This is a genomic window from Mycolicibacillus koreensis (assembly GCF_002104795.1).
GTDB lineage: Bacteria > Actinomycetota > Actinomycetes > Mycobacteriales > Mycobacteriaceae > Mycobacterium > Mycobacterium koreense.
Map to the genome: position 1 here is coordinate 23,125 of NZ_NCXO01000035.1, position 23,246 is coordinate 46,370.

The window sequence follows — 23,246 nt, forward strand, 5'->3', positions numbered from 1 at the left end:
CGACGGTCAGTCGGCCAGATCGATGCGGTGCGCCCCGTCGACGCTGTCGTAACGCCCCGGGGTGCAGGTCAAAACGATCACCTGGCCGCTCGTTCCCACCGTGGCGAACACCGTGCCCATCGTCACGAGCCGGTCGGGGTCGGTGAAACCCAACGCATCGTCGATGAGCACCGGTACCGCGTCGCCCTCGGCGACCAGCGCCGCCCCGGCCAGCCGCGACAGGATCCCCAGCTGTTCTTTGGCGCCGCCGGACAGCGAGTCATACGGGACGGTCCGCCCGTCGAGGGTGCGGCTGCTGATCGTCAGGTCGATGTCGATCTCGACAGCGAAGTCCGCGCCGAACACCGGGCGGGCGAGCCGCTCGATCTCGGTGCGAAACGGCGCCACGTAGCGGCTGCGGCTGTCGTCGCGGTGCCGGGTCATCACCGTGTGCAGCAACTGTGCGGCGCGCGCGCACCGCTGGATGCGGCGGTGCTCGGCGACCGCGTGCGCGTGGTCGGCGTCGGCGACCTCCAGTGCGCTGTAGCGCCCTTCGCCGCCAAGCATCTCCAATTGCGCCTCGACGTCACGCAGGCCCAGCGCGATCTGTTCGCGGCGGCTGCCCGCCTCCCGGGCGGCCGCGCCGGCCGCCTCCAACTCGGCGGCCACCGCATCGGGCTGTGCATCGGCGAGCCGGGCGGCGGACTCAGCCGCCCGCCGGTCCGCCTCCTGCACGACGGTGTGGGTGGCGGTGGCGGCGTCGGCGAGCGCCGCATCGCCGGTGAGTGCGCGGGCGGCGGCCAGCCGGTCGGTGAGCTCATCGATGACCGCGCGGTGGGACCGCGCCTGCTCGGCCAGCATGTCGGCGCGGCTGGTGTGCTCGATGAGCCGGCGATCGGCGCTCGCGGTCACCGCGCGGTGCTGCGTCTGCACCTGCAGGGCGGCCCGGTGGGCGTCGTGGGCGGCGGTCAGCTCGGCGCGGGCGGTCTCGGCATCGCCGTTGGGGGTCTGCTCCGGAAGGTCGGCGCTGAGTTGTTTGAGGTGCTTGCGCAGATCATCGATGAGGTCGGCACCGCAGACCTCGGTGATGACGGCCTCGACTCGGGCGCGTTCGCTGAGCAGGTTCTCGCGCCGGTGTGCGAGGCGGCGCGCCTCGGCGACATCGGCGACCCCGGCGTCGGCCAGGGCGGCGTCGAGGCGCTGGCGGGTGGCGGTGTGCTCGGCGGCGGATTCCCGGGCGGCGGCGCCCGGGTCGACGCGCACCCGGACCAGCTTCGCCAGCGCGATCTCGATGGGCGCGGCCGCAGAGTGCTGCTGTCCGGCTCGCAGCGACAGCGGTGCGCCGTCGACGACGAGGTCCACATCCTCGACGGCGGTGACCGCGACGGTCGCCGCCGCCAACTGCCGCGCCGCCGCGGCCACCTCGAGCCGGCCGGCGAGATCCTCGATGCGGTCGACACCGTCGCCGGTGAGCGTGATCGCCGCCAGTTCGCCGTCGATCCGGTCACGGTCGGCCTCGAGGGCGTCGATGCGGGCCAGCCGTGCGGCGAGGCGTTCGGCGTCCGCGCAGGCGGTGAGGTCGTCGATGAGCCGGCGGGCCTTCTCCACGGTCGCCGCGGCGGCATCGACCGTGGCGGTGGCGCCGGCCTCGGCTGCCTCGGCGGCGGCAGCGGCCTCGGCGGCCTGAGCACAGTCGGTGCGTGCGGATGCCGCAGCGTCGTCGAGCTCGACCAACTCGGTTGTCTTGCTGTCGAGTTCACCGGCGAGGCGCAGTCGTTCCGCGTGGGCGTTGTGGGCTTCGGTATACGCCGTCTTCGCTTTGAGCGCCGCCAGTTCGGCCTCCCCCAGCTCCGTGCGGAGCCGGTCGACCTCCGCCGCGGCTGCACGGGCGTCGACCAGCCGGTCCTGCGCCGCGTCGTCGACGGTGACCGCGGCGGCCAGCTGTTCGGACAGCTCGGCGTGACGGCGGGTGCGCTCGTCGACGTCCGCGACGGCATCGCCACACCGGGCCAGTTCCGCCTCGGCGGCGGCGAGTCGCTTGCGGGCTGCGGCCCACTGCCCGGTGGGACGCCCGGTTGCGGTGAAATACCGGCCGAATTCGGCGGCGATGCGATCCATCAGCGGGGTCTCCGCACCACCGGAGTCGGCGGCCTCTCCGGCGGCGACGTCGAGCGCGCGGGACAGCGCATCGCAGCCGGACAAATCCACCGTGGCGGTCGACCCGGACTGCAGCACCCGCAGGGCGTGCCACAGGTCGGTGTCGAGGGTTTCGGCGAGGATCGCCTCGACACGTTCATGGGCCTGGTCGCCGGTGAGCTGTTCGTGGCGCGGCGCCGTCACCGTCAACGCCGTCTGCGGGTTCTTGTTGAAGCGTTTGAAGTATTCGAATCGGTAAGGGCCGCTGCTAATTTCGGCGGTGATCTCCGATCCGACGTCGGCGTGTGTCGGTTTGATCGCCTTGACCTCTTTGCGCGAGGACCGGTCTTTGACCTCCAGCAGCAGGTCCAGCGCCTCGATCATCGACGACTTGCCGATCTCGTTGGGGCCGCAGACGACGATCACCCCGCGGTCGGGGAAGGTGATTTCGCGGTGGGCGATGCCGCGGTAATCGGTCAGGGTCAGCCGGTGCAGTTTCATGCCGCACCCCGGTCGTGTCCGGCGAGACGCAGCAGCAACCCCAGTGCCGCCTGCGCATCGGCGGCGGCGGTCTCGTCATCGCCGCGCGCCGTGGCGATGAGTTCCTCGACCGCGGCGTCGGCGAATCCCCCCAGGCCCAGGTCGTCGAACTCACCGTCGGCGGGCACCACCACCAGGTCGGTGTGTCGCTGCCACGGGTAGAGCGCGGCGAACCGCCGGCCCTGTCTGTCCAGCAGGTCATCGAGGGCGGCGTGCTCGGTGACGCTGAGCGCGCCGGTCAGCCCGATCCGGACCATGGTGCGGTCCTTGTCGCGCAGCGCGTCGAGTTCCTCACCGAACGCCGCGACGTCGGCGGCGGTGTCGAGTTGGCGGCGCAGCGTGCGAAAACGCCACCGCCCGACCCGCCGCGACGCGACGGTGACCGGGTGGCGCGGATCGGTCTCGTCGATGTCGACGACCAGCACGTGACCGGAGTCGGCCTCGACGTCATCGAAGTTGGTGACCTCCGGCGACCCGGAATACCAAACCCGGCCGTCCCCACCGACGTCGGTGCGGGAATGCTTGTCGCCCAAAGCGACATAGTGCACCGCTGCCCGGTCGAGTGCGTCCTGCAGCCCCGCCATCCGGATCAGTGCCGGATTGGTCGGATCGGGATCGAGCACATCGACCCCGCCGTGGGCGACGAGTACGCGGATCGCACCGGCGGGATCGGGAAGCGCCGCCAGGGCGGCACCGGCCAGGTCGGTGGTGGGGCGTTTACCCGCCCACGGCGCGGCGACGAGTTGGACACCGGTGGCCACGGTGTGCACCCCGGCGGTGTCGAGCACCACCACGTTGTCGGGGCATTCGTCGCGGAACAGGGCACTGGTGTACACCGAGGCGGCATCCAGCGGGTCGTGGTTGCCGGGCAGCAGATACACCGGCACCCCGATCGCGCGCATCGCCTCCAGCGACTGGCTGATCACCTGCGGGTCGAGCTGGTTGTGCTCGAAGACGTCGCCGGCGACCACCACGAACGCCGCTCCCTCCGCGGCGGCCAGCGCACCCAACCCGGTGACCGCGTCGCGCCGCGCCGCCGAATACCGCGCCTGGGCGTCCTCGCCGAGACGGCGGCGCGTCATACCGAGCTGCCAGTCGGCGGTGTGGATGAACCGCATCGTGGTGGCCTCCCTTCACCGTCGCCGCCGAACCCGATCATTCGGCACCGCGAGTGTAGGACCCCGGTACGACACAGCCGGGGACCCCAGACGGCCCGGTCGGGCTGAGCGCCGCCGACGGGCCTACCGTGGGGGCGTGTCGCACGCCAGTCCGCCCCGCACCCTGATCCTGCTGCGGCACGCCAAATCGGACTACCCACCCGGCGTCGACGACCACGGTCGGCCGTTGGCCGCGCGGGGACGCCGTGAGGCCGGAATCGCCGGGCGGTGGTTGCACGCGGAGTTCCCCGTCATCGACGCGGTGCTGTGCTCGACGGCGGTGCGCACCCGTCAGACGCTCTCGCGCGCCGACCTCGCCGTGCCCGTCGCCGCGGTGCGCTACGTGGAGCGGCTCTACGGCGCCACCCCCGGCGCCGTCATCGCCGAGATCAACGCGGTTCCCGAGACGGCGGCCACGCTGGTCGTCATCGGTCACGAGCCGGCGATCTCGCAGGTGGCGCTCGGACTGGCCGACCCGGCTACCAGCGACCGCGACGCCGCGGACCGCATCGCCACCAAGTTCCCCACCTCGGGGATCGCGGTGCTCACCGTGCCGTGCCCGTGGAGCCGGCTGGAACTCGGCGGTGCCACGTTGACCCGGTTCCACGTGCCGCGCTGAGCGCGCGCTCAGTAGGCCGCGCTCAGTAGTTGCGCGCCAGGGTCATCTGCATCAGCTTGATCGCCTGCTCGCAGGCATCCACCCCCGGCGACTGCGGGTTGACCCACCAGCCCACCGCACCCTCGGCGCCGCTGGCCACCCCGCACGCGCCGTTGGGGTCGGCGGTGCGCAGCACGATCGACTCGATGCCTTCGATCTGGCGTTCCTCGATCCGGTAGTTCAACTGCTGGGCCACCGACCGTTCGTTGTCCAGGCTGCCCTGCTCGAACCAGAACCGGGTGATGTCCACCAGGCCCGACGGGGTCCCGGCCTGCCACCGGCAGATCGCGCCGACGAACGTGCCCTGGATATCCAGCGGGTCCGCCCCGACGGTTTTGGCCAGGATGTCCTCGCCGAGCACGTCGCACTCCTTGAGCAGGTTGGGGAACTGCTGCTCGGAGTGGTCGTTGCGGGTCACGCTGTGGGTGCCCGGCTTGACCGCGGTGCCCCCGACCGTGCGGGTGCAGCCGGCGACGCCGCCGAGGACGGCCAGCAGTGTCACCAGCACCACGGCGGTGCGGCGTCTCGCGGTGGTCGGTCGGCTCATCGCGCGTTCGCAATCGATCGGCTGGTCAGTTCCTTGGCGACCTCGCACGGGTCCGGATAGGGGTCGCGGTCGAAGCTGATCGACCATTCGATGAAGTCGTCGTCGAACTGGATGCCGATCTCGCACAGCGAGTCGCCGAGCATCGGCACGGTGCCCACGGCGATGAACCCGTCGTTGCCGTCGATGGTGATGTCCTCGACGCTGGTGCGGGTCAACTCCTCGGTTTTGCGTTCACGGCCGATCGGGCTGCCGCGATACCAGGAGAACGAGAAGTGCGGGCCCATGATGCCGCCACCGGCCAGCCACTGGCAGCCCACCGAGTTCTGCGCGGTGTTCACCAGCCCGCTGACCCGGGTCAGCTGCGCGATCTCTTCGTCGCTGATCCCGCCGCACTGCGGGAAGGTGGGCCCGTGCTCGGCGACGCTGGGCTCAGGGCCAGGGACCTGCCCCGGCGTGGTCTTCTCCGAGCCCGACGTGCTGCAGGCGACGGCCAGCGGAAGCACCATCGACGCCGCCAGCGCCGGAAGAATCAGGGTCCGCCCCACGGTCATGCACACCTACCGCTTGTCACATCTTGCACTGTAGCGGCACCGTCGCCGCCGATCGCTGCGCTGCGGCGACACCGCACGTGACCAGGGCGAGTCGCAGCGGCGGTGTGTGCGACAGTTACCTGATGCTGCTGGCGCTGCTGCGGTGTTACCTCCGGCCGTACCGCGCACCGGTGGCGGTACTGCTGGCGGTGCAGGCGGTGAGTTCGCTGGCCTCACTGGCCCTGCCGACGATCAACGCGCGCATCATCGACGACGGCATCGCGGTCGGCGACACCGCGGTCATCGTCGAGTACGGGGCGGTGATGCTGGCGTTCGCCGCGCTGCAGGTGCTGTGCGCGCTGGCCGCGGTCTACGTGGGGGCCCGCTCGGCCACCGGGTTCGGCCGTGACCTGCGTGCCGCCGTCTTCGACCGGGTGATCGGCTTCTCCGAGCCCGAGACGCTGCGGTTCGGGACCCCGTCACTGCTGACCCGCTCCACCAACGATGTGCGCCAGATCCAGGTGCTGGTGCAGTTGATCGCCACCGTTCTCGTCGCCGCGCCGATCATGAGCATCGGCGGGATCGTGATGGCGCTGCGCCTCGACGCGGGGCTGTCGTGGCTGCTGGTGGTCAGTGTGCCGCTGCTGGCGCTGGCCAACTATGCGATCGCCGCCCGGATGCTGCCGATCGTGCGGCGCCTGCAGCGGCTGATCGACGCTGTCAACCGGGTGCTGCGCGACCAGTTGAGCGGGGTGCGCGTGGTGCGCGCCCTGGCCCGCGAGGACGCCGAACGGGACCGCTTCGCCGACGCCAACCGGGCCCTAACCGACACCACGATCGCCGCCGGCAACTGGCAGGCGCTGCTGCTGCCGGCCACCACCGTGATCATCAACGGCTCCAGCGTCGCGGTGATCTGGTTCGGTGGGGTGCGCATCGACGCCGGGCAGATGCAGGTCGGGGCGCTGGTGGCGTTGCTGTCCTACTTCACGCAGATCCTGATGTCGGTGGTGATGGCGACGATGGTGCTGATGGTGCTGCCGCGCGCCACGGTCTGCGCCGAGCGGATCCGCGCGGTGCTCGACACCCGCACGGCGATCACCAGCCCGCCGCGGCCGCGCGCCGCGCACGTCGCCCCCGATCCCGCCGCCGGGGTGGTGGAGTTCCGCGACGTCAGCTTCTGCTACCCGGGTGCCCAGCGCCCGGTGCTCGATGAGGTGTCGCTGATCGCCCGGCCGGGCACCAGCACCGCGATCGTCGGTGGCACCGGGTCGGGCAAGTCGACGTTGGTGTCGCTGATCTGCCGGTTCTACGACGTGACCGGCGGGTCGGTGCGGGTCGGCGGGGTCGACGTGCGCGACCAGGACCTCGAACGGCTGTGGGCGATGATCGGTCTGGTCCCCCAGCGCGGATACCTGTTCTCCGGCACCGTGGCCGACAACCTGCGTTACGGCGCGCGCCGGGGCCGCGAGGTGAGCGACGCCGCGCTGTGGGAGGCGCTGGCGGTGGCCGCCGCCGACGATTTCGTCGCCGACCATCCCGACGGCCTGGCGCGACCGGTCGCCCAGGGCGGCGTCAATTTCTCCGGGGGGCAGCGCCAGCGGTTGGCGATCGCCCGGGCGGTGCTGGCCGACCCGGCGATCTATCTGTTCGACGACGCGTTCTCCGCCCTCGACGTGCACACCGACGCGCGGGTGCGCCACGCGGTGGCGCAGGTGGCGGCCGCTGCGACGACGGTGATCGTCTCCCAGCGCATCGCCACGGTCAGACACGCCGATCAGATCATCGTGCTCGACGGCGGCCGGGTCTGCGGGGCCGGCACGCATGCGCAACTGCTCGACACCTGCGCGAGCTACGCGGAGTTGGTCGACTCGCAGACGATCGGGGCGCGGCGGTGAGCGCGCAGACCTCGGCGTTGCGCCAGGCGCTGGCCACCCCACCGGCGCGGTCGCGCGACGTCCTGGCGACCGCGGCGCGGGTGCTGCGCCGGCTGGCCCCGCACCGACGGCTGATCGTCGTCTCGGTGCTGTTGTCGCTGGGCGGAATCGCCACCGGCGTGGCCGCCCCCCGGATCCTCGGGCACGCCACCGATGTGGTGTTCACCGGGGTGATCGGGCGGCGCTTGGACCCGGCGATGAGCCGCGGCGAGGCCATCGCGGCCGCCCGCGCCCGCGGCGACACGACCTTCGCCGATCTGCTGTCGGGGATGGCGGTCTCCCCCGGCCACGGCGTCGACTTCACCGCCTTGGGGCGCACCCTGGCACTGGCGTTGGGGGTGTATCTGCTCAGCGCGGCGATGGTGTGGCTGCAGGCCCGGGTGCTCAACGTGACGGTGCAGCGCACCATGTCCGCGCTGCGCCGTGACGTCGAGGACAAACTGCACCGGCTGCCGGTGTCCTATGTCGACACCCGCCAGCGCGGTGAGCTGCTCAGCCGGGTCACCAACGACGTCGACAACATCTCGGTCTCGGTGTCGATGACGATCAGCCAACTGCTCACCGCGGTGTTCACCGTGGTCGCCGTGCTGGCGATGATGGTGTCGATCTCGCCGCTGTTGGCGGGCATCACGGTGCTGGCGGTGCCGCTGTCGCTGCTGACGGTGCGCACGGTCACCCGACGCTCCCGGCGGCTGTTCGCCGCGCAGTGGGCCGCCACCGGGGCGCTGGGCGCCCACATCGAGGAGACCTACAGCGGGTTCACCGTGGTGCGCACGTTCGGGCACCGCGATGCCGCCCGCGCGGAGTTCCACCGGCGCAACGACGAGCTCTACCGCGCCAGTTTCGGCGCCCAGCTGTTCTCCGGGCTGATCTCGCCGGCCGCGGGGTTCATCGGCAACCTCGCCTACGTCGCCGTCGCGGTGGTCGGCGGGCTGCAGGTCGCCACCGGCCAGGTCAGCCTCGGCAGCATTCAGGCGTTCATCGTCTATGTGCGCCAGTTCAATCAGCCGCTGACCCAGCTGGCGGGGATGTACAACACGCTGCAGTCCGGAATGGCCAGCGCGGAAAGGGTTTTCGACTTCCTCGATGAGCCGGAAGAGCAGGACACCGAGGTCGGCGTCGCGGATCACGTGCGCGCCGAACCACCGGCGACCGCGGCGCCGCAGGTGCAGTTCCGCCACGTCGGCTTCGGCTACCGGCCGGGCCGGCCGGTACTCACCGACGTGTCGCTGACCCTGCCCCCCGGCAGCACGGTGGCGCTGGTCGGGCCGACCGGCGCCGGCAAGACCACCCTGGTCAATCTGCTGCTGCGGTTCTACGACCTCGACGACGACGCCGGACAGATCCTCATCGACGGCGTCGACATCACCACCCTCGGCCGTCGGGCGCTGCGGTCGCAGATCGGGGTGGTCTCCCAGGACACCTGGCTGTTCGACGGCACCATCGCCGAGAACATCGGTTACGGCCGGCCCGGCGCCGGTCATGAGGAGGTGGTGGCCGCCGCCCGGGCCGCCCACGTCGACCAGGTGGTGCGGTCGCTGCCGGAGGGCTACGCGACCCGCGTGGGCAACGACGGTGGCACGCTGAGCGCCGGGGAGAAACAGTTGATCACCATCGCCCGCACGATGCTGAGTCAGCCGCGGCTACTGGTCCTCGACGAGGCGACCAGTTCAGTCGACACCCGAACGGAACTGGCTGTCCAGCAAGCGATCACCGCGCTGCGCCGGGGTCGGACGACTCTGGTCATCGCCCACCGCCTCTCCACGGTGCGCGACGCCGACCGCATCGTCGTCCTCGACCGGGGCCGAGTCGTGGAGCAGGGCAGTCCCGCGGAGTTGCTGGCCCGCCGCGGCGCCTACTACGCGATGACGCAGGTCTGAGGACGCGGCGTCACGGCACCTCGATGATCAGCACCTCGTCGACCGGGTGCCGCGGGGTGGGCGGGGGAGGATTCTCGATGGCCGGTGCCGTGCCGACCCGGATGAGCACCTGCGGCACCGCGTCGCCACCGATCAGCGCCGCCACCATGGCCCGACTGGTCGCCACCTCGGTGATGTGGGTCAGCGGGCAGGTCGCCAACCCGGCGGCCGCGCACTCCAGCAGCACCGTCGAGAGCGCCTCCCCGCAGCCCAATGCGTCCCCCGGCCCGTCGCCGGGCGTGGACAGCACCGCGATCGCGGCGCGGTCGTCGCCGATGTCGGCACGGCGCTGCCCGGCGCGGGTCACCGGGAACACCCGGCCCACGTCCACCCGGTCGCTCTCCGACGCCGAGATCAACGCGCTCTGGGGTATTCCGTCGGCAACCTCGAACGGCGCGGTCCACCAATCGAGTTCGGCGTGGTACTCCCCGTCGTAGAGCCGCAGCGTCTCGCTGTACTGCGAGGCCTCGGCCAGGCGGGTGCGTTCGGCGGTGGGCACCGTGTCCAGGCGCACCGGGCCGGACGCCAACTCCGCCGACAGGATCGCCTCGACCACCGACCAGTTCCGCGGTGCGGCCAGCGGCAGCCGGTCGGTGCGCCGCAGCAGGATCGCGTCGGCGCGGCGCCGTTGCGCCGCGGTGACCTCGCCACCACGGTCGAAGGTGACGGCGGCCAGGTGGGTGGGGTCTGTCGGGTCGGAGAACCGCTCGATCAGCGTGTGCCATCCGGCGGCGGCCAACGCCACCCGCAGGTGATCGAGCGCCGCACCGCAGGAGATCAGCGCCTCGCGCGCGGTGTCGTCGGTGTAGACCGCGCGACTGGGGTCGAGGAACAGCTGCAACCCGGCGCGGTCACGCACCCACCGCCAGGGCTGGCTGTTGTGCAGCGACGGCGCACGGCAGGCCAGCGAGACAGCGTCTTTGATGATTTCGACATCCAGCAGCGGCGCCGACGTTGCACTCACGGCGCACCCCCTTTCAACCGTCGGTGACTCGACTCCAGGGTGGCCCAGCACCGCCGATGTCCGACAGGGCCGGAAGACCCTGGTTCCGACCGAGGCCGAAAGCCCGCCTGACGCCCGCCTAACGCGGCGGATCGCTGGGCCGGGCGCGGAACAGTTTCACGTCACCGCCGATGCCCTTGAGGCGGCGCGGCCCGGCGAACGACCAGCGGAACGCCGCGTCGTCGGCTCCGATGGCGTCCCGGACCTCCTCGGTGACCAGCACCGACCCCGGACGGGCCACCCCGGTCACCCGGCTGGCCAGGTTGACCGGGCTGCCGAACCAGTCGCCGGCCCGGCTGACCGCAGGGCCGGCGGCCACCCCGGCGCGCAGCCGCAGCAGCTCGTCGTCGTCGTCGGCGAGGGCGACCAGCCGCAGCACCGCCCGAACCAGCGGCGCCGGGTCCGGACACACCAGCATCACCGCATCACCGATGGTCTTGATCATCCGCACCGGCGGGACCGCCACCTCATGGCCCAGTTCGGCGAGCCGGTTAGCCAGACGCTCGAGTTGTTCGGGCGGCACCGTCTCCCCCAGCCGGGTGAAGCCGACCAAATCGGCGAAGGCGACGGTGATCTCCCGGGCTCCCGGCAGCGGCGTGCCGGCCGCGCGCTCGCTGGCGGTGACCGCCTCGGTCTCCATCAGTTGGCGCAGCTGCACCAGCAGCAGCTCCGACACCGTCGAGCCCAGCAGGGGCGCGACCTGTTTGAGCAGCGCGGTGGACCGCTGAGCGGTCTCCAATTCGGTGGCCCCGGGGGTCAGCACCGCACCGAGTGCGGTGTGGCGCATCACCTCGGCGGCATCGGCGAGCCCGTCGGCGAGGACGCGGGCGGCCAGCACCAGATCATCGGGGTCCAGGCCGAGCTCGACGAAGGGCTGCACCGCGGCGGCCGCCTCGGCGTCGGCGCGGGTGAACACCGCCGCATCCGGGTCGTCGACACGGGCGAGCCCGATGGCACGCTGCACCCGCTGCAGAAACGCCAGATCCATTCCGTGGGCGTCGGCGATCTCCCGCGTCGACACGTAGTGGCCGTCGTCGCCGATCTGACGGCGCATCGCCAACAGCATCGGGGCGACCGTGCTGCCGATCTCCTCGGGCGTGACGCCCTGCTCGAGAAGCCACGAGACCAGCTCGGCGCGTTCTTCGCGGGCCTGGCCCGCCAAACCGTCGAGCAGGCCGTCGTCACTCGGATCGGTCACCCGGTCAACGTACCGCGAGGCCGAGGCGCCGCGCGCTCGATCACGGCACGCCGTGGCCACCGCCGGTGATGCGCTACGGTGCCGACTATGTCACCCGCGCCGTCGTCACCCGCGCCGTCGTCACCCGCGCCGTCGTCACCCGCGCCGTCGTCACCCGCGCCGTCGCGATCGTGTGTGTTCTGCGCCATCGTCGCCGGGGACGCCCCGGCGGTGCTGATCCACGACGACGACCGGTATCTGGCCTTTCTCGATGTCCGGCCGTTCACCCGCGGTCACACCCTGGTGGTTCCCAAAGTGCACACGGTGGACCTGACCGACACCCCGGCGGCGACGCTGGCGGGCATGAGCACCCTGGGCCAGCGCATCGCCCGTGCGGCGCGTCTGTCCGGACTGCACGCCGACGGCAACAACATCGCGATCAACGACGGGCGGGCCGCTTTTCAGAGCGTGTTCCACATCCACCTGCATGTGGTGCCCCGGCGCACCGGGGACCGGGTGGCGTTCGCCAAGGGCCTGATCTGGCGCCGCGACCCGGACCGGGAGACCACCGGACGGATTCTGCGCGAAGCGCTCGCGCGCCTCGACGAAACCCCCGAGGACACCACCGACGACACCACCGGGGACACCACCGAGGCCCCGGGCTCGGCCTGACCCGGCGACCGGGTGCAGACTGGGGCCATGAGTGGCTCCCGGGACATCTCGCGCTGGTTTGAACGCACGGTCGGATTCCGGCTGTTGCGCCTGCACGACACCGTCTATCAATCCACCGGTGGCTGGATCGGGCACCGCGTGCCGGGTGCGCCGCCGAGCCTGCTGCTGCACACCGTCGGAGCCAAGACCGGTCTGGCGCGGACCGTTTCGCTGACCTACGCCCGCGACGGCGCCGACTATCTGATCGTCGCCTCGCTGGCCGGCGCCGACCGCGCACCGGGCTGGTATCACAATCTGAAGGCCCAGCCGGAGGTGGAGATCAACGTCGGGCCGCGCCGGGTGGCGGTGACCGCACGACCGGTGACCGCCGACGCGCCCGACTACGCCCGGTTGTGGCGAATCGTCAACGCCAACAACTTCGATCGCTACACGGCCTATCAGCGGCGGACCTCACGGCCGATCCCGGTCGTGGTGTTGACGCCGCGCTAGTTCAGCGCCGGCGTTTACAGCAATTCCTGCGCCAACAGCTCCAGGGTGTGTTCGCGTCCGGGGCTGGTGGCCGGGTCGGTGCCGCGGCGCACCGAGGCGGCCGGGCTGATCATCACCTCGTCGACGTCGAACTCCGCGGCCAGCGCCCGCACCTGGTCGGCGGCCTCGGCGGGGGCGCCGACGACGGCGCGCTCCAGCCCGGCGGCGACGATCCGCTGCTGGGCGGCGGTGAGCTGGGCGTCGCGGGCGTCCTCGACCACGTCGAGCGGGCCGAGCGCCTCCCCGGTGCGCAGCCGCGCCATCATCTGCAGGTTCGGCAGCAAAAGGTCCTCGGCCTCGGCCCGGGTCGGGGCCACCGAGGCGTTGGCGGTCAGGAACGTCCACGGCTGCGCACACCACGGGCTGGGCTGAAACTGGCTGCGATAGACCTCCAGCGCCTCGGCGGTGCCCCGGCCGGAGAAATGGTGGGCGAACACATACGGCAGGCCCTTGGCGGCGGCCAGTCGCGCCGAGTACAACGACGAGCCCAGCAGCCACAGCACCGGTTCGCCGTGCGCGGCGGGGGTGGCCTTGAGGGTGTAGTCGCGGCCGGGGATCGCCACCCGCACCCCGCGCTCACCCATCATCGCGCGCACCTGATCGAGGTAGTCGGGGAAGTTCTCCACGTCGGAGTCCAGTGCTGCGGCGTCGCGGCCACTCCAGCCACGCAGCGCCATCGAGGTCACCGGGTCGCTGCCGGGGGCGCGGCCGATGCCCAGATCGATGCGACCGGGGGCGGCGGCCTCCAGCAGCGCGAACTGCTCGGCCACCGCCAGCGGCGCGTGGTTGGGCAACATCACCCCGCCGGAGCCGAGCCGCAGCGCGGCGGTCTGGGCGGCGAGATAGGCCAACACCACCGGCGGGCTGGTCGCGGCGACCGAGGGCATGTTGTGGTGTTCGGCGACCCAGTAGCGGGTGAAACCGAGCCGATCGGCGGTTCGGGCCAGCCGGACGGTGGCGGCCAACGCGTCGGCGGTGGTCTGGTCGGTACGAACCGGGATCAGGTCAAGGACGGAGAGACGCACGACTGGCTATAACGTTCCGCCGGGCCCGGACGTTCCCGCCAGCTCGGCGGCCCGACCGAAGATGTCATCGAGCATGGCCGGGGTGAGCCGGCCGGTGAACATGTTCTGCTGACTGGGGTGAAAACAGCCCAGCAGGGTGGCCCCGGAGGTCAACGTCACCGACGCGCCGTGACCGAACTTGGGTTTGGGCTTGCTGGTGATCTGATCGGCGAGCAGGCGCAGCGCGATCTGCCAGGCGAAACCGCCCAACGGGATGATCACCGCGACGTGCGGGGCGATGAGCCGCCACTCGGCGTGCAACCACGGCAGGCAGGTGTTGCGTTCGACGGTGGTGGGCTGGTTGCCGGGGGGCGCGCAGTGCACCGGCGCGATGATCCGCACGGTGTCGGTGTGCAGCCCGTCGGCGGCATCGACGCTGGTGGGTTGGTTGACCAGCCCGGCGCGGTGCAGCGCGGCGTACAGCTGGTCACCGGAGCGGTCCCCGGTGAACATCCGTCCGGTGCGGTTGGCGCCGTTGGCGGCCGGGGCCAACCCGACGACGAGGATCCGCGGCTGCGGCGCCCCCCAGCTGGGCACCGGGCGCCCCCAGTACGGTTCGCCGGCGAAGGCGCGCCGTTTGGTCACCGCGACCTGTTCGCGCCAGTCCACCAGCCGCGGGCAGGCGCGGCACACGCTGACCGCGGCATCGAGTTCGGCCAGGGACGACGCGCCCGCCGCCAGCTCGGCGACCTGCTCGGCGGTCTCGGCGACCGGGGTGGCCGCGGTGGCCGGGTCACCCGGCCAGCCGGCCCCCGCCGGCACCGGGGAGTCGAAGAGCTGACCCGTTCGCGGATGGGGGAGCACATGACCATCGTGCCCGCCGACACGGGCGACCCGGCACCGGCCCGACCGTACGATCAGAGCTGACACCGCTGAAGGAGGCACATGAGCACTGTGGAGCCCGCGGGCGCCGGAGACACCGCCGCCGACGCCGTCGCGGAGTTGGTCAGCGCGCTGCCCGACGGCATGGTGGTCACCGACCCGACGATCACCGACGGATACCGCCAGGATCGGGCGTTGGATCCGGCCGCCGGCACACCGCTGGCGGTGGTCCGGCCGCACCGCACCGAGCAGGTGCAGACGGTGCTGCGCTGGGCCGGCGCCCACCGGATCCCGGTGATCACCCGCGGTGCCGGAACCGGGCTCTCCGGCGGCGCCACCGCGGTGGACGGCGGAATCGTGCTGTCGACGGAGAAGATGCGCGACATCACCGTCGATCCCGTCACCCGGACCGCGGTGTGCCAGCCCGGTCTGCTCAACGCCGAGGTGAAGAAGGCGGTCGCCAAGCACGGCCTGTGGTACCCGCCGGACCCGTCGTCGTTCGAGATCTGCAGCATCGGGGGCAACATCGCCACCAACGCCGGTGGCTTGTGCTGTGTGAAGTACGGCGTCACCACCGACTACGTGCTGGGCGTGGAGGTGGTGCTGGCCGACGGCACCGCGGTGCGTCTCGGGGGTCCGCGGCTCAAGGACGTCGCCGGGTTCTCGCTGACCAAACTGTTCGTCGGCTCCGAGGGCGCGCTCGGCGTGGTCACCGAGGCCACGCTGCGGTTGCTGCCCGAGCAACCGTCGTCGTGCGTGGTGGTGGCGACGTTCGCCTCGGTGCGCCACGCCTGCGAGGCGGTGCTGGCGGTGACCGGCCGGATGCGCCCGGCCATGCTGGAGTTCATGGACGCCGCGGCGATCAACGCGGTCGAGGACAAACTGCGGATGGGCCTGGACCGCAAGGCGGGGGCGATGCTGGTGGCCGCCTCCGACGAACGCGGTGCCGCCGGCGCCGAGGACATCGCGCTGATCGGTTCGGTGTTCACCGAGCACGGCGCCACCGAGGTCTACTCCACCGACGACCCCACCGAGGGCGAGGAGTTCATCGCCGCTCGCCGCTACGCGATCCCGGCGGTGGAGGCCAAGGGGCCGCTGCTGTTGGAGGACGTCGGGGTTCCGCTGCCGGCGCTGGCCGACTTGGTCACCGGGATCGAGGAGATCGCCGCGCAGCAGGACCTGTTGATCTCGGTGATCGCCCACGCCGGGGACGGCAACACCCATCCGCTGATCGTGCACGACCCGACCGACCCGGAGAACACCCGCCGCGCCCAGCTCGCCTACGGCCAGATCATGGATCTCGCGCTGTCGCTGGGCGGCACCATCACCGGCGAACACGGGGTGGGCCGGCTGAAGCGGCCGTGGCTCGGTGATCAGCTCGGCCCGGAGGTGATGGCGCTCAACCAGCGCATCAAAGACGCCCTGGACCCGACCGGGATCCTCAACCCGGGAGCGGGCATCTGAGGGGTTGACACTTTTTATCCTCTGTCCTATTAATGAGACATGACAGCATCATTGTCTCACGTCTTACCGCCGCCGTTTCAGCTGTTCGACGCCGACACCTGGGCGAACCCGTGGCCGACCTACCGGGCGCTGCGCGACCACGAACCGGTTCACCATGTGACCGACTCCCCCGAGACCCCCGGCGCCGGCGACTATTACGTGTTGTCCCGGCACGCCGACGTGTGGGAGGCCGCGCGTGACCACGAGACGTTCTCCTCGGCGCAGGGACTGACCGTCAACTACGGCGAGCTGGACATGATCGGCCTGGCCGACAACCCGCCGATGGTCATGCAGGACCCGCCGCGCCACACCGAGTTCCGCAAGCTGGTGGCGCGGGCGTTCACGCCGGCACACGTCGCCGCGCTGGAGGCGACGGTGCGGGACTTCGTGGTGGAGCGCATCGAGGGGCTGCGCGCCGCCGGGGGCGGGGATCTGGTCACCGAGCTGTTCAAGCCACTGCCGTCGATGGTCGTGGCACATTTCCTGGGGGTCCCCCAGGCCGATCGGGCTCAGTTCGACGGCTGGACCGATGCGATCGTCGCGGCGACCACCCGCCCCGACGGGGTGGCCAGCGCCAGCGGCGCCGTCGGCGAGATGATGGGCTACTTCACCGGGCTGATCGACCGGCGCCGCACCGACGCCGGTGACGACACGATCTCGCATCTGGTCGCCGCCGGGGTGGGTGCTGACCCCGACGACCACGCCGGGGTGTTCTCGATCCTGGCGTTCGCCTTCACCATGGTCACCGGCGGCAACGACACCACCACCGGAATGCTGGGCGGCTCGGCGCAACTGCTGCACGCCCACCCCGACCAGCGGCGCCGACTCGTCGATGATCCGTCGGCGATCCGCGACGCGGTCGAGGAGTTGTTGCGGCTGACCTCGCCGGTGCAGGGACTGTGCCGCACCGCGACCCGCGATGTCACCATCGAGAACACCACGATCCCGGCGGGGCGCAAAGTGCTGCTGCTCTACGCCTCGGCCAACCGCGACCAGCGGCGTTTCGGCCCCGACGCCGAGGACCTCGACGTGACGCGCAAACCCACCCAGATCCTGAGTTTCGGCTACGGCGCGCACCACTGCATCGGCAATCAGGCCGCCCGGATGCAATCTCGGGTGGCGTTGGAGGAGCTGCTGGCCCGCTGCCCGGAGTTCACCGTCGACGAGTCCGGCATCGAGTGGGCCGGCGGCAGCTATGTGCGCCGCCCGCTGTCGGTGCCGTTCACCCCGTGATGGGCGACGCTTCCGGCCCCCGGGGCTGGCTGGCCGATCAGCGCAGCGAGGTGGCCGCCGAACGCATCCTGGACGCCGCCGAGACGTTGTTCGCCCACCACGACCCCGAGACCGTCGGGATGAACGAGATCGCCCGGGCCGCAGGGTGTTCGCGCGCCACCCTCTACCGCTACTTCGACAATCGGGAGGCTTTGCACCGGGCCTATGTGCACCGGCAGGCCCGATCACTCGACCGCCTGCTCGCCGAACGCCTCGCCGGGATCAGCGACCCCCAGACCCGGTTGGTCACCGGTATGACCGAGGCGATCGCACTGGTGCGCGCCAATCCCGCGCTGAGTTCCTGGTTCGCGCGCACCGGGCCCCTGGGCGGGGAGATGGCCGACCGCTCCGAGGTGATCATCGCGATGGTCGCCGCGTTCCTGGAAAGCGTGCAGCCGGACGCCGATCCGGGCCGGCCCAGCGTCGAACGCCGCGCCCGCTGGGTGGTGCGGGTGCTGACGTCGCTGCTGGTCTTTCCCGGCGGCGACGACGCCGAGGAGACCGCGATGCTGACCGATTTCGTGGCGCCGCTGGTGGTGTCACCGGCCCGGCGCAGTTAGGCCCGGGACTCCTCGCGGCGGGCACGGCGCCGGGCGGGCAGATCCCAGGTGAGGTAGTGCAGCAGCCAGGCCAGCGGCACCGTCATCACCACGGTGACCGCGAACAGCCCCCACATCGATCCGGTCCAGATCCGCCAGTGCAGCACGTCCACCATGGCGATCTCGATCAGCACCATGTGGATGAGGAACATCTCGTAGGAGATCTCCCCGAGCCACACCATCGGTCGGGTGCCCAACACCCAGGCGTACCAGCCGCGGTCCCCCAGCGCCAACGGGGCGACGGCCAGCGCGGCGATCACCGCGTAGAACACCACTTTGACCAACGCCTGGGCCAGTTCCCGCGGTGTCGTCGTCGGCTCCCCGGCGACCGGTGTGGAGGCGATGGCGTAGCAGATCACCGCGAGCGGGATGACCGCAAACCCGTACGCCCGAACGTTGAGGGCCTGCAGCACCGTCAACGTCATGCCACCGACGAACCACATCAGATACGCCGGCGGCCACAACCGCGCACCGTCGGGTAGCCCCTCGACGGTGTGCACGAGGATCAGCCAGGCCGGGCTGATCGCCGCCGCGACCGCCAGACCGGCCAACAGCCGATAAGGACGCCACTGTCGCCGGCACAACAGCACCAACAACACGTACGCCAAAAACGGCAACGCGATGTAGAAGCCGACTTCGACAGCGAGACTCCACATCTGGGTCAGGCCCTGATGCAGATAGGAGTACACGTAGTTGTCGGTGTAGATCTGGGTCAACGTCAGGTTGCGGAAAAGCCCAGTCACGGTGTGGCCGGGATTCGGCTCGACGGCGCGGAAATGGTAGACGGCGTAGGCCGCGAGCACGGTGACGACGTAGGCGGGCATGATGCGCCGGATCCGGTGGCGGGTGTAGCGCAGCAGCGACGGGCCCGGCCTGCCCTTGCGGCTGGCCTGCACCCAGGGCCGAAACAGCAGGAACCCGGAGAGCACGAAGAAGATCGGGACACCGATCTCGGTGCGCGACCAAAACGACCCGAAGTAGCCTTCGGGATATTTTCCGGTGGTGAACGCCGCATGGGTGACCATCACCAACAGGGCGGCGACCGCACGGATCCCGGTGAGGGACTCGACCCGGTAGGTGCTGCCGCTGGGGATCTGCTCGAGCCCGCCCTGCACGGGCATGTCACGCGAGACGGTCATTCGGTGTGTTTCCGGCGCGGTTTCGCCGGGTCACGACGACCCGCCTTTCCCTGCGCGCGGTCGGGTTGCAGATTGATCAGCACTCCCGAGATGCGGGTGTTCTCCAACGCCTTGACCGTTTGTTGTGGCAGCTTCGCCGGCAGCTCCACCAACGAGAAGTTGGGGTGGATGCTGATGTGGCCGAAGTCGCTGCGCTGCAATCCACCCTCGTTGGCGATGGCGCCGACGATCGCCCCCGGTCCGATCTTGTGGCGTTTGCCCACCGCGATCCGGTAGGTGGCAAAACCTGACCGCGGTCCGCCGCTGCGCGCGTTCTTGCTGTCCCGCTCGGGCTTTCGGTCGCGACGCTCACGGCGTTTCTCCGGCGGCGGTTCGACCATCAAGAACTCGTCACCGTTGCGGGACTGCAGCGCCAACGCGGCGGCGATGTCGGCCAGCGGGACGTCGTGGTCGCGTTCGTAGTCCTCGATGAGGCTGCGGAACAGGTCCATCCCCGGCGCGCTGAGCGTGTCGGTGATGGAATCGCGGAACTTGGCCACTCGTTGCGCGTTGACGTCCTCGACGGTGGGCAACTGCGCTTCGGTGAGTTTTTGGCGGGTGGCCTTCTCGATCGCCTTGAGCAGGTGGCGTTCCCGTGGCGAGACGAACAGCAGCGCAGCACCTGCCCGCCCGGCCCGCCCGGTGCGCCCGATGCGGTGCACATAGGACTCGGTGTCGTGCGGGATGTCGTAGTTGAGCACATGCGAGATGCGTTCGACGTCGAGTCCGCGCGCGGCCACGTCGGTGGCGACCAGGATGTCGAGGGTGCCGTCTTTGAGCGCGCTGATCGTGCGTTCCCGCTGAGCCTGGGCGATATCGCCGTTGATGGCGGCGGCGGCGAGCCCGCGGGCCCGCAACTTCTCGGCGACCTCCTCGGTGGCCTGTTTGGTGCGGACGAACACGATCATCGCCTCAAACGGCTCGACCTCCAGCACCCGGGTCAGCGCATCCATTTTGCGGGGTCCGGAGACCTGGATGTAGCGCTGGGTGATGTTCTCCGCCGTGGCGGTTTTCGCCTTGACGGTGACCTCGACCGGGTCGTGCAGGTATTTCGCGGTGATGGAACGGATCGCCCGCGGCATGGTCGCCGAGAACAGCGCCACCTGCCGGTATTCGGGGGTGTCGGCGAGGATGCGTTCGACGTCCTCGGCGAAGCCCATCTGCAGCATCTCGTCGGCTTCGTCGAGCACCAGGTAGTCCACACGGGACAGGTCCAGCGTGCCGCGCTCGAGGTGGTCGATGACGCGGCCCGGCGTGCCGACCACCACCTGGGCGCCGCGGCGCAGCCCCGCCAACTGCACCCCGTAGGAGGAACCGCCGTAGATCGGGAGCACGTTGAGTCCGGGCAGGTGCGCGCCGTAGCGGCTGAACGCCTCGGCGACCTGCAACGCCAACTCGCGGGTGGGGGCGAGCACCAGCGCCTGGGTGGTCTTGGCGGCGGTGTCGATCTTGGACAGGATCGGGGTGGCGAACGCCGCGGTCTTGCCGGTGCCGGTCTGGGCCAGCCCGACCACGTCGGAGCCGGCCATCAGCGCCGGGATCGTGGCTTCCTGGATCGCCGACGGCGACTCGTAGCCGACGTCGGTGACCGCCTGCAGCACCGCGGGGTGCAGGGTCAAGTCGGCGAAGGTCACCAGCGGTGGCGACTCGGCGCCCGGATCGGTCGCGCTCGACTCGGAATCGGGGGTTTCGGCACTGTCGGGGGAGGTCATGGCGTCTTGCAGTCTACGGGCATGCGGGGGCCGCGGTGACCGTCGCCGTCGGCGCCGATCGGCGTTCGATTGTGGCGATCACCACCGACCGGTGAGGCCGCGCCTCCCGCCTCCGGCGCGGCGGGGCCGGTACGGTGCCCTCTGTGGTGAGTGCGGGCAGACCCTCCCGGTGGATTGTCGTGGGGCCGAGCATGGTCCTGCTGGCGTGCGGCCTGGCCGCGTGCGGGTCCGGTGACTCCACCGTCGCGAAGACCCCCACCCCGACCACCACGATCGCCGACCCGGCGACCGAGACACCGACCGTCGCGTCGTCGGCGCCACCGTCGAGCAGTCCCCCGCCCGGCCCGGTCGACCCGTGTGCGGTGAACCTGGCCGCGCCCACCGTGGCGCGCGCTGTCTCGGAGTTGCCGCGCGATCCGCGCAGTGGGCAACCGTGGAACCCCGAACCGTTGGGCGGCAACTACAACGAGTGCGCCCAACTGTCAGCGGTGATCGTGGCCGCCAACACCAACGCCGAGCATCCCAACACCCGGGCGGTCATGTTCCACCTCGGCAAGTTCATCCCCGAGGGGGTGCCCGACACGTACGGCTTCACCGGCATCGACACCGCGCAGTGCACCGGCGACACCGTGGCACTGACGTACTCGACGGGCCTGGAGGGGCTCGACAGCGTGGTGAAGTTCCGCTGGAACGGCAACGGGGTGGAACTGATCGCCAACAGCGTGCGCTGAGCGCCGCGCCGTTGTGATAGACCGGCGAGGTGAGCGTCTCGCTGGCGAAGCGGCTGCGGTCGGTGGTCGGCTCCGAGCATGTGAGCACCGACGCCGCTGTGCTCGCCGCCCGCAGCGTCGACTACACCGGCCGCTACCGCGGTCGGGCCTGCGCCCTGGTGCGTCCGGGTTCGGCCGCCGAGGTCGCCGCTGTGCTGCAGGTCTGTCTGCAGGCCGGCGCCCACGTCACCGTGCAGGGTGGGCGCACCTCGCTGGTTGCCGGCACCGTGCCGCGCCACGACGACGTGCTGTTGGCGACCGACCGGCTCACCGGGATCGGCGCGGTGGATCCGACCGAGCGGCGGGTGAGCGTGGGCGCGGGGGTGCCGTTGGCGGTGCTGCAGCAGAGCGCGGCTGCCGCCGGGCTGCTGTTCGGGGTGGATCTGGCCGCTCGTGACACCGCCACGGTCGGCGGCATGGCCGCCACCAATGCCGGGGGCCTGCACACCATCCGCTACGGCACCATGGGCGAGCAGGTGCTGGGCCTGCAGGTGGCGCTGCCCGACGCCACGTTGCTGCGCCGCCACAGCCGGGTGCGACGCGACAACACCGGCTATGACCTGCCGGCGCTGTTCGTCGGCGCCGAGGGCACCCTGGGGGTGATCACCGACCTGGAGGTCCGGTTGCACCGGCCGGCGCGGCACCGGGTCACCGCGGTCTGCGGCTTCACCGAGTTGGCCGCCCTCGTCGACGCCGGACGGATCTTCGCCGACCTCGACGGGGTCGCCGCGTTGGAGGTGATCGACGGGGCGGCTCTGGTGCTCACCGATGAGTATCAGGGGGTGCCTGCCCCGGTCGAGGGCACCTGGCTTCTGCTGGTGGAGGTGGCCGCCGACCACGATCCCACCGCGGCACTCGGCGAGGCCCTGGCCGCGGTACGCCCCTGCGCCGAGCCCGCGGTCGCCGTCGACGCCGCGGCGCGCCATCGGCTGTGGCGGACCCGCGAGGCGATCACCGACATCCTGGGGGTGTTCGGCCCGCCGTTGAAATTCGATGTGTCGTTGCCGCTGGAGGAGATCGCCGGGTTCACCTCCCGCGCCGCCGCGGTGATCGCCGAGCACGCCCCCGCGGCGATCCCGGTGCTCTTCGGTCATCTCGGCGAGGGCAACCTGCACCTCAATGTGCTGCGCTGCGAGCTCACCGAGGACCGTGAGCATCGCCTCGATGCGGCCATGATGGAGCTGATCACCGGCTGCGGCGGCAACGTCAGCTCCGAGCACGGGGTGGGGGTACGCAAACGGGAGTTTCTTCCGATGTCGCGCGGGCCCGCCGACATCGCGGCGATGCGCACCCTGAAGGCCGCCTTCGATCCCACCGGCTATCTCAACAGCGCGGTGCTGTTCGGCTGAGCGGGGCGCTGTGATCAGTCGGGGTCACGGCGGGCGTGACGACCGCCCCCGGATGCCCGGCCCCAGCCCCCGGGGGAGAACAGCGGGTCGTCGTGCGGGCGCACCAACTCGTCGGTGTCGGGCCCGAGGTCCCACACCGGCTGCCCCGGCGCGACGTCGGGTGCGGGCACCGGCGGTGGGGCGGGCGGTGCCCGCAC

The 23,246-nt window shown here is 71.1% G+C and carries 21 protein-coding genes; 10 read left to right on the forward strand and 11 right to left on the reverse strand.

Annotated features, from left to right (window positions below; genetic code table 11):
- Window positions 1-6 precede the first annotated feature (6 nt).
- Both B8W67_RS14775 and B8W67_RS14780 read right to left on the reverse strand, forming a co-directional pair.
- Window positions 7-2,616 (reverse strand): AAA family ATPase, encoded by a 2,610-nt coding sequence (locus tag B8W67_RS14775; protein ID WP_069392079.1) that lies wholly within the window; start codon window positions 2,614-2,616, stop codon window positions 7-9.
- Window positions 2,613-3,773: a metallophosphoesterase family protein gene (locus B8W67_RS14780; protein WP_069392080.1), complete on the reverse strand. Its 1,161-nt coding sequence runs from the start codon at window positions 3,771-3,773 to the stop codon at window positions 2,613-2,615. The genes B8W67_RS14775 and B8W67_RS14780 overlap by 4 nt, the downstream gene beginning before the upstream one ends.
- A 136-nt stretch (window positions 3,774-3,909) precedes the next feature.
- Here B8W67_RS14780 and B8W67_RS14785 point away from each other — a divergent pair, with 136 nt between their 5' ends.
- Window positions 3,910-4,431: a SixA phosphatase family protein gene (locus B8W67_RS14785; RefSeq protein WP_069392081.1), complete on the forward strand. Its 522-nt coding sequence runs from the start codon at window positions 3,910-3,912 to the stop codon at window positions 4,429-4,431.
- Window positions 4,432-4,453: 22 nt separating this feature from the next.
- Here the strand turns inward: B8W67_RS14785 and B8W67_RS14790 are convergent, their stop codons facing one another.
- Window positions 4,454-5,017, reverse strand: a complete 564-nt coding sequence (locus B8W67_RS14790) for a DUF3558 domain-containing protein (protein ID WP_069392082.1) — start codon at window positions 5,015-5,017, stop codon at window positions 4,454-4,456.
- A complete protein-coding gene (locus B8W67_RS14795) occupies window positions 5,014-5,568 on the reverse strand; it encodes a DUF3558 domain-containing protein (protein WP_069392083.1) in 555 nt (184 codons plus the stop codon). Before B8W67_RS14795 ends, B8W67_RS14790 begins: the two co-directional genes overlap by 4 nt.
- Window positions 5,569-5,690: 122 nt before the next feature.
- Between B8W67_RS14795 and B8W67_RS14800 the strand changes: the two genes are divergently transcribed.
- Both B8W67_RS14800 and B8W67_RS14805 read left to right on the forward strand, forming a co-directional pair.
- Window positions 5,691-7,442 carry an ABC transporter ATP-binding protein gene (locus tag B8W67_RS14800; protein ID WP_069392148.1) on the forward strand — a complete coding sequence of 584 codons (1,752 nt, stop codon included), beginning with the start codon at window positions 5,691-5,693 and terminating at the stop codon, window positions 7,440-7,442.
- The gene (locus tag B8W67_RS14805; RefSeq protein ID WP_085304737.1) at window positions 7,439-9,361 is read left to right on the forward strand and encodes an ABC transporter ATP-binding protein; all 1,923 of its coding nucleotides are present in this window, start codon (window positions 7,439-7,441) and stop codon (window positions 9,359-9,361) included. Before B8W67_RS14800 ends, B8W67_RS14805 begins: the two co-directional genes overlap by 4 nt.
- Before the next feature lie 10 nt (window positions 9,362-9,371).
- On the opposite strand, the gene B8W67_RS14810 is transcribed toward B8W67_RS14805, so the two are convergent.
- Both B8W67_RS14810 and B8W67_RS14815 read right to left on the reverse strand, forming a co-directional pair.
- Window positions 9,372-10,364 (reverse strand): Acg family FMN-binding oxidoreductase, encoded by a 993-nt coding sequence (locus B8W67_RS14810; protein WP_234806772.1) that lies wholly within the window; start codon window positions 10,362-10,364, stop codon window positions 9,372-9,374.
- 118 nt (window positions 10,365-10,482) lie between these two features.
- Window positions 10,483-11,601 (reverse strand): adenylate/guanylate cyclase domain-containing protein, encoded by a 1,119-nt coding sequence (locus B8W67_RS14815; RefSeq protein ID WP_069392085.1) that lies wholly within the window; start codon window positions 11,599-11,601, stop codon window positions 10,483-10,485.
- A 174-nt stretch (window positions 11,602-11,775) separates the two neighbouring features.
- On the opposite strand from B8W67_RS14815, the gene B8W67_RS14820 reads away from it, so the two are divergent.
- A complete protein-coding gene (locus B8W67_RS14820; protein WP_234806773.1) occupies window positions 11,776-12,252 on the forward strand; it encodes an HIT family protein in 477 nt (158 codons plus the stop codon).
- 27 nt (window positions 12,253-12,279) lie between these two features.
- The gene (locus B8W67_RS14825; protein WP_069392087.1) at window positions 12,280-12,741 is read left to right on the forward strand and encodes a nitroreductase family deazaflavin-dependent oxidoreductase; all 462 of its coding nucleotides are present in this window, start codon (window positions 12,280-12,282) and stop codon (window positions 12,739-12,741) included.
- A gap of 14 nt (window positions 12,742-12,755) precedes the next feature.
- On the opposite strand, the gene B8W67_RS14830 is transcribed toward B8W67_RS14825, so the two are convergent.
- Together B8W67_RS14830 and B8W67_RS14835 are read right to left on the reverse strand one after the other, a co-directional pair.
- Window positions 12,756-13,805 carry an LLM class flavin-dependent oxidoreductase gene (locus B8W67_RS14830; RefSeq protein ID WP_085304743.1) on the reverse strand — a complete coding sequence of 350 codons (1,050 nt, stop codon included), beginning with the start codon at window positions 13,803-13,805 and terminating at the stop codon, window positions 12,756-12,758.
- 6 nt (window positions 13,806-13,811) lie between these two features.
- Window positions 13,812-14,648: a uracil-DNA glycosylase gene (locus B8W67_RS14835; protein WP_069392089.1), complete on the reverse strand. Its 837-nt coding sequence runs from the start codon at window positions 14,646-14,648 to the stop codon at window positions 13,812-13,814.
- A gap of 81 nt (window positions 14,649-14,729) precedes the next feature.
- Between B8W67_RS14835 and B8W67_RS14840 the strand changes: the two genes are divergently transcribed.
- The 3 genes from B8W67_RS14840 to B8W67_RS14850 are packed head-to-tail and all read left to right on the forward strand — an operon-like array spanning window position 14,730 to window position 18,001.
- On the forward strand, window positions 14,730-16,130 hold the full coding sequence (locus B8W67_RS14840; RefSeq protein ID WP_069392090.1) for an FAD-binding oxidoreductase: 1,401 nt from the start codon (window positions 14,730-14,732) through the stop codon (window positions 16,128-16,130).
- Between the two features lie 39 nt (window positions 16,131-16,169).
- A complete protein-coding gene (locus B8W67_RS14845; protein ID WP_085304745.1) occupies window positions 16,170-17,402 on the forward strand; it encodes a cytochrome P450 in 1,233 nt (410 codons plus the stop codon).
- The gene (locus B8W67_RS14850) at window positions 17,402-18,001 is read left to right on the forward strand and encodes a TetR/AcrR family transcriptional regulator (RefSeq protein WP_069392092.1); all 600 of its coding nucleotides are present in this window, start codon (window positions 17,402-17,404) and stop codon (window positions 17,999-18,001) included. Before B8W67_RS14845 ends, B8W67_RS14850 begins: the two co-directional genes overlap by 1 nt.
- Here the strand turns inward: B8W67_RS14850 and B8W67_RS14855 are convergent.
- Together B8W67_RS14855 and B8W67_RS14860 are read right to left on the reverse strand one after the other, a co-directional pair.
- Window positions 17,998-19,179, reverse strand: a complete 1,182-nt coding sequence (locus B8W67_RS14855; RefSeq protein WP_069392093.1) for an acyltransferase family protein — start codon at window positions 19,177-19,179, stop codon at window positions 17,998-18,000. The genes B8W67_RS14850 and B8W67_RS14855 overlap by 4 nt on opposite strands.
- Entirely contained in the window at window positions 19,176-20,930 is a 1,755-nt protein-coding gene (locus B8W67_RS14860; protein ID WP_069392094.1) for a DEAD/DEAH box helicase, read from the reverse strand. The genes B8W67_RS14855 and B8W67_RS14860 overlap by 4 nt, the downstream gene beginning before the upstream one ends.
- A gap of 191 nt (window positions 20,931-21,121) precedes the next feature.
- On the opposite strand from B8W67_RS14860, the gene B8W67_RS14865 reads away from it, so the two are divergent.
- Both B8W67_RS14865 and B8W67_RS14870 read left to right on the forward strand, forming a co-directional pair.
- A complete protein-coding gene (locus B8W67_RS14865) occupies window positions 21,122-21,661 on the forward strand; it encodes an LppP/LprE family lipoprotein (protein WP_069392095.1) in 540 nt (179 codons plus the stop codon).
- A 41-nt stretch (window positions 21,662-21,702) separates the two neighbouring features.
- Window positions 21,703-23,049, forward strand: coding sequence for an FAD-binding oxidoreductase (locus B8W67_RS14870; protein ID WP_069392150.1), 1,347 nt, complete (start codon window positions 21,703-21,705; stop codon window positions 23,047-23,049).
- Window positions 23,050-23,063: 14 nt separating this feature from the next.
- Here B8W67_RS14870 and B8W67_RS20920 read toward each other — a convergent pair.
- A partial coding sequence (locus B8W67_RS20920) for a hypothetical protein (RefSeq protein WP_207567704.1) occupies window positions 23,064-23,246 on the reverse strand: 183 nt, incomplete at its 5' end.

Coding starts and splice junctions, on each gene's coding strand:
- B8W67_RS14790 (WP_069392082.1), bottom strand. CDS start 5,017: ATGAGCCGACCGACCACCGCGAGACGCCGCACCGCCGTGGTGCTGGTG.
- B8W67_RS14845 (WP_085304745.1), top strand. CDS start 16,170: ATGACAGCATCATTGTCTCACGTCTTACCGCCGCCGTTTCAGCTGTTC.
- B8W67_RS14865 (WP_069392095.1), top strand. CDS start 21,122: ATGGTCCTGCTGGCGTGCGGCCTGGCCGCGTGCGGGTCCGGTGACTCC.
- B8W67_RS14795 (WP_069392083.1), bottom strand. CDS start 5,568: ATGACCGTGGGGCGGACCCTGATTCTTCCGGCGCTGGCGGCGTCGATG.
- B8W67_RS14850 (WP_069392092.1), top strand. CDS start 17,402: ATGGGCGACGCTTCCGGCCCCCGGGGCTGGCTGGCCGATCAGCGCAGC.
- B8W67_RS14775 (WP_069392079.1), bottom strand. CDS start 2,616: ATGAAACTGCACCGGCTGACCCTGACCGATTACCGCGGCATCGCCCAC.
- B8W67_RS14780 (WP_069392080.1), bottom strand. CDS start 3,773: ATGCGGTTCATCCACACCGCCGACTGGCAGCTCGGTATGACGCGCCGC.
- B8W67_RS14840 (WP_069392090.1), top strand. CDS start 14,730: ATGAGCACTGTGGAGCCCGCGGGCGCCGGAGACACCGCCGCCGACGCC.
- B8W67_RS14855 (WP_069392093.1), bottom strand. CDS start 19,179: ATGACCGTCTCGCGTGACATGCCCGTGCAGGGCGGGCTCGAGCAGATC.
- B8W67_RS14800 (WP_069392148.1), top strand. CDS start 5,691: ATGCTGCTGGCGCTGCTGCGGTGTTACCTCCGGCCGTACCGCGCACCG.
- B8W67_RS14825 (WP_069392087.1), top strand. CDS start 12,280: ATGAGTGGCTCCCGGGACATCTCGCGCTGGTTTGAACGCACGGTCGGA.
- B8W67_RS14860 (WP_069392094.1), bottom strand. CDS start 20,930: ATGACCTCCCCCGACAGTGCCGAAACCCCCGATTCCGAGTCGAGCGCG.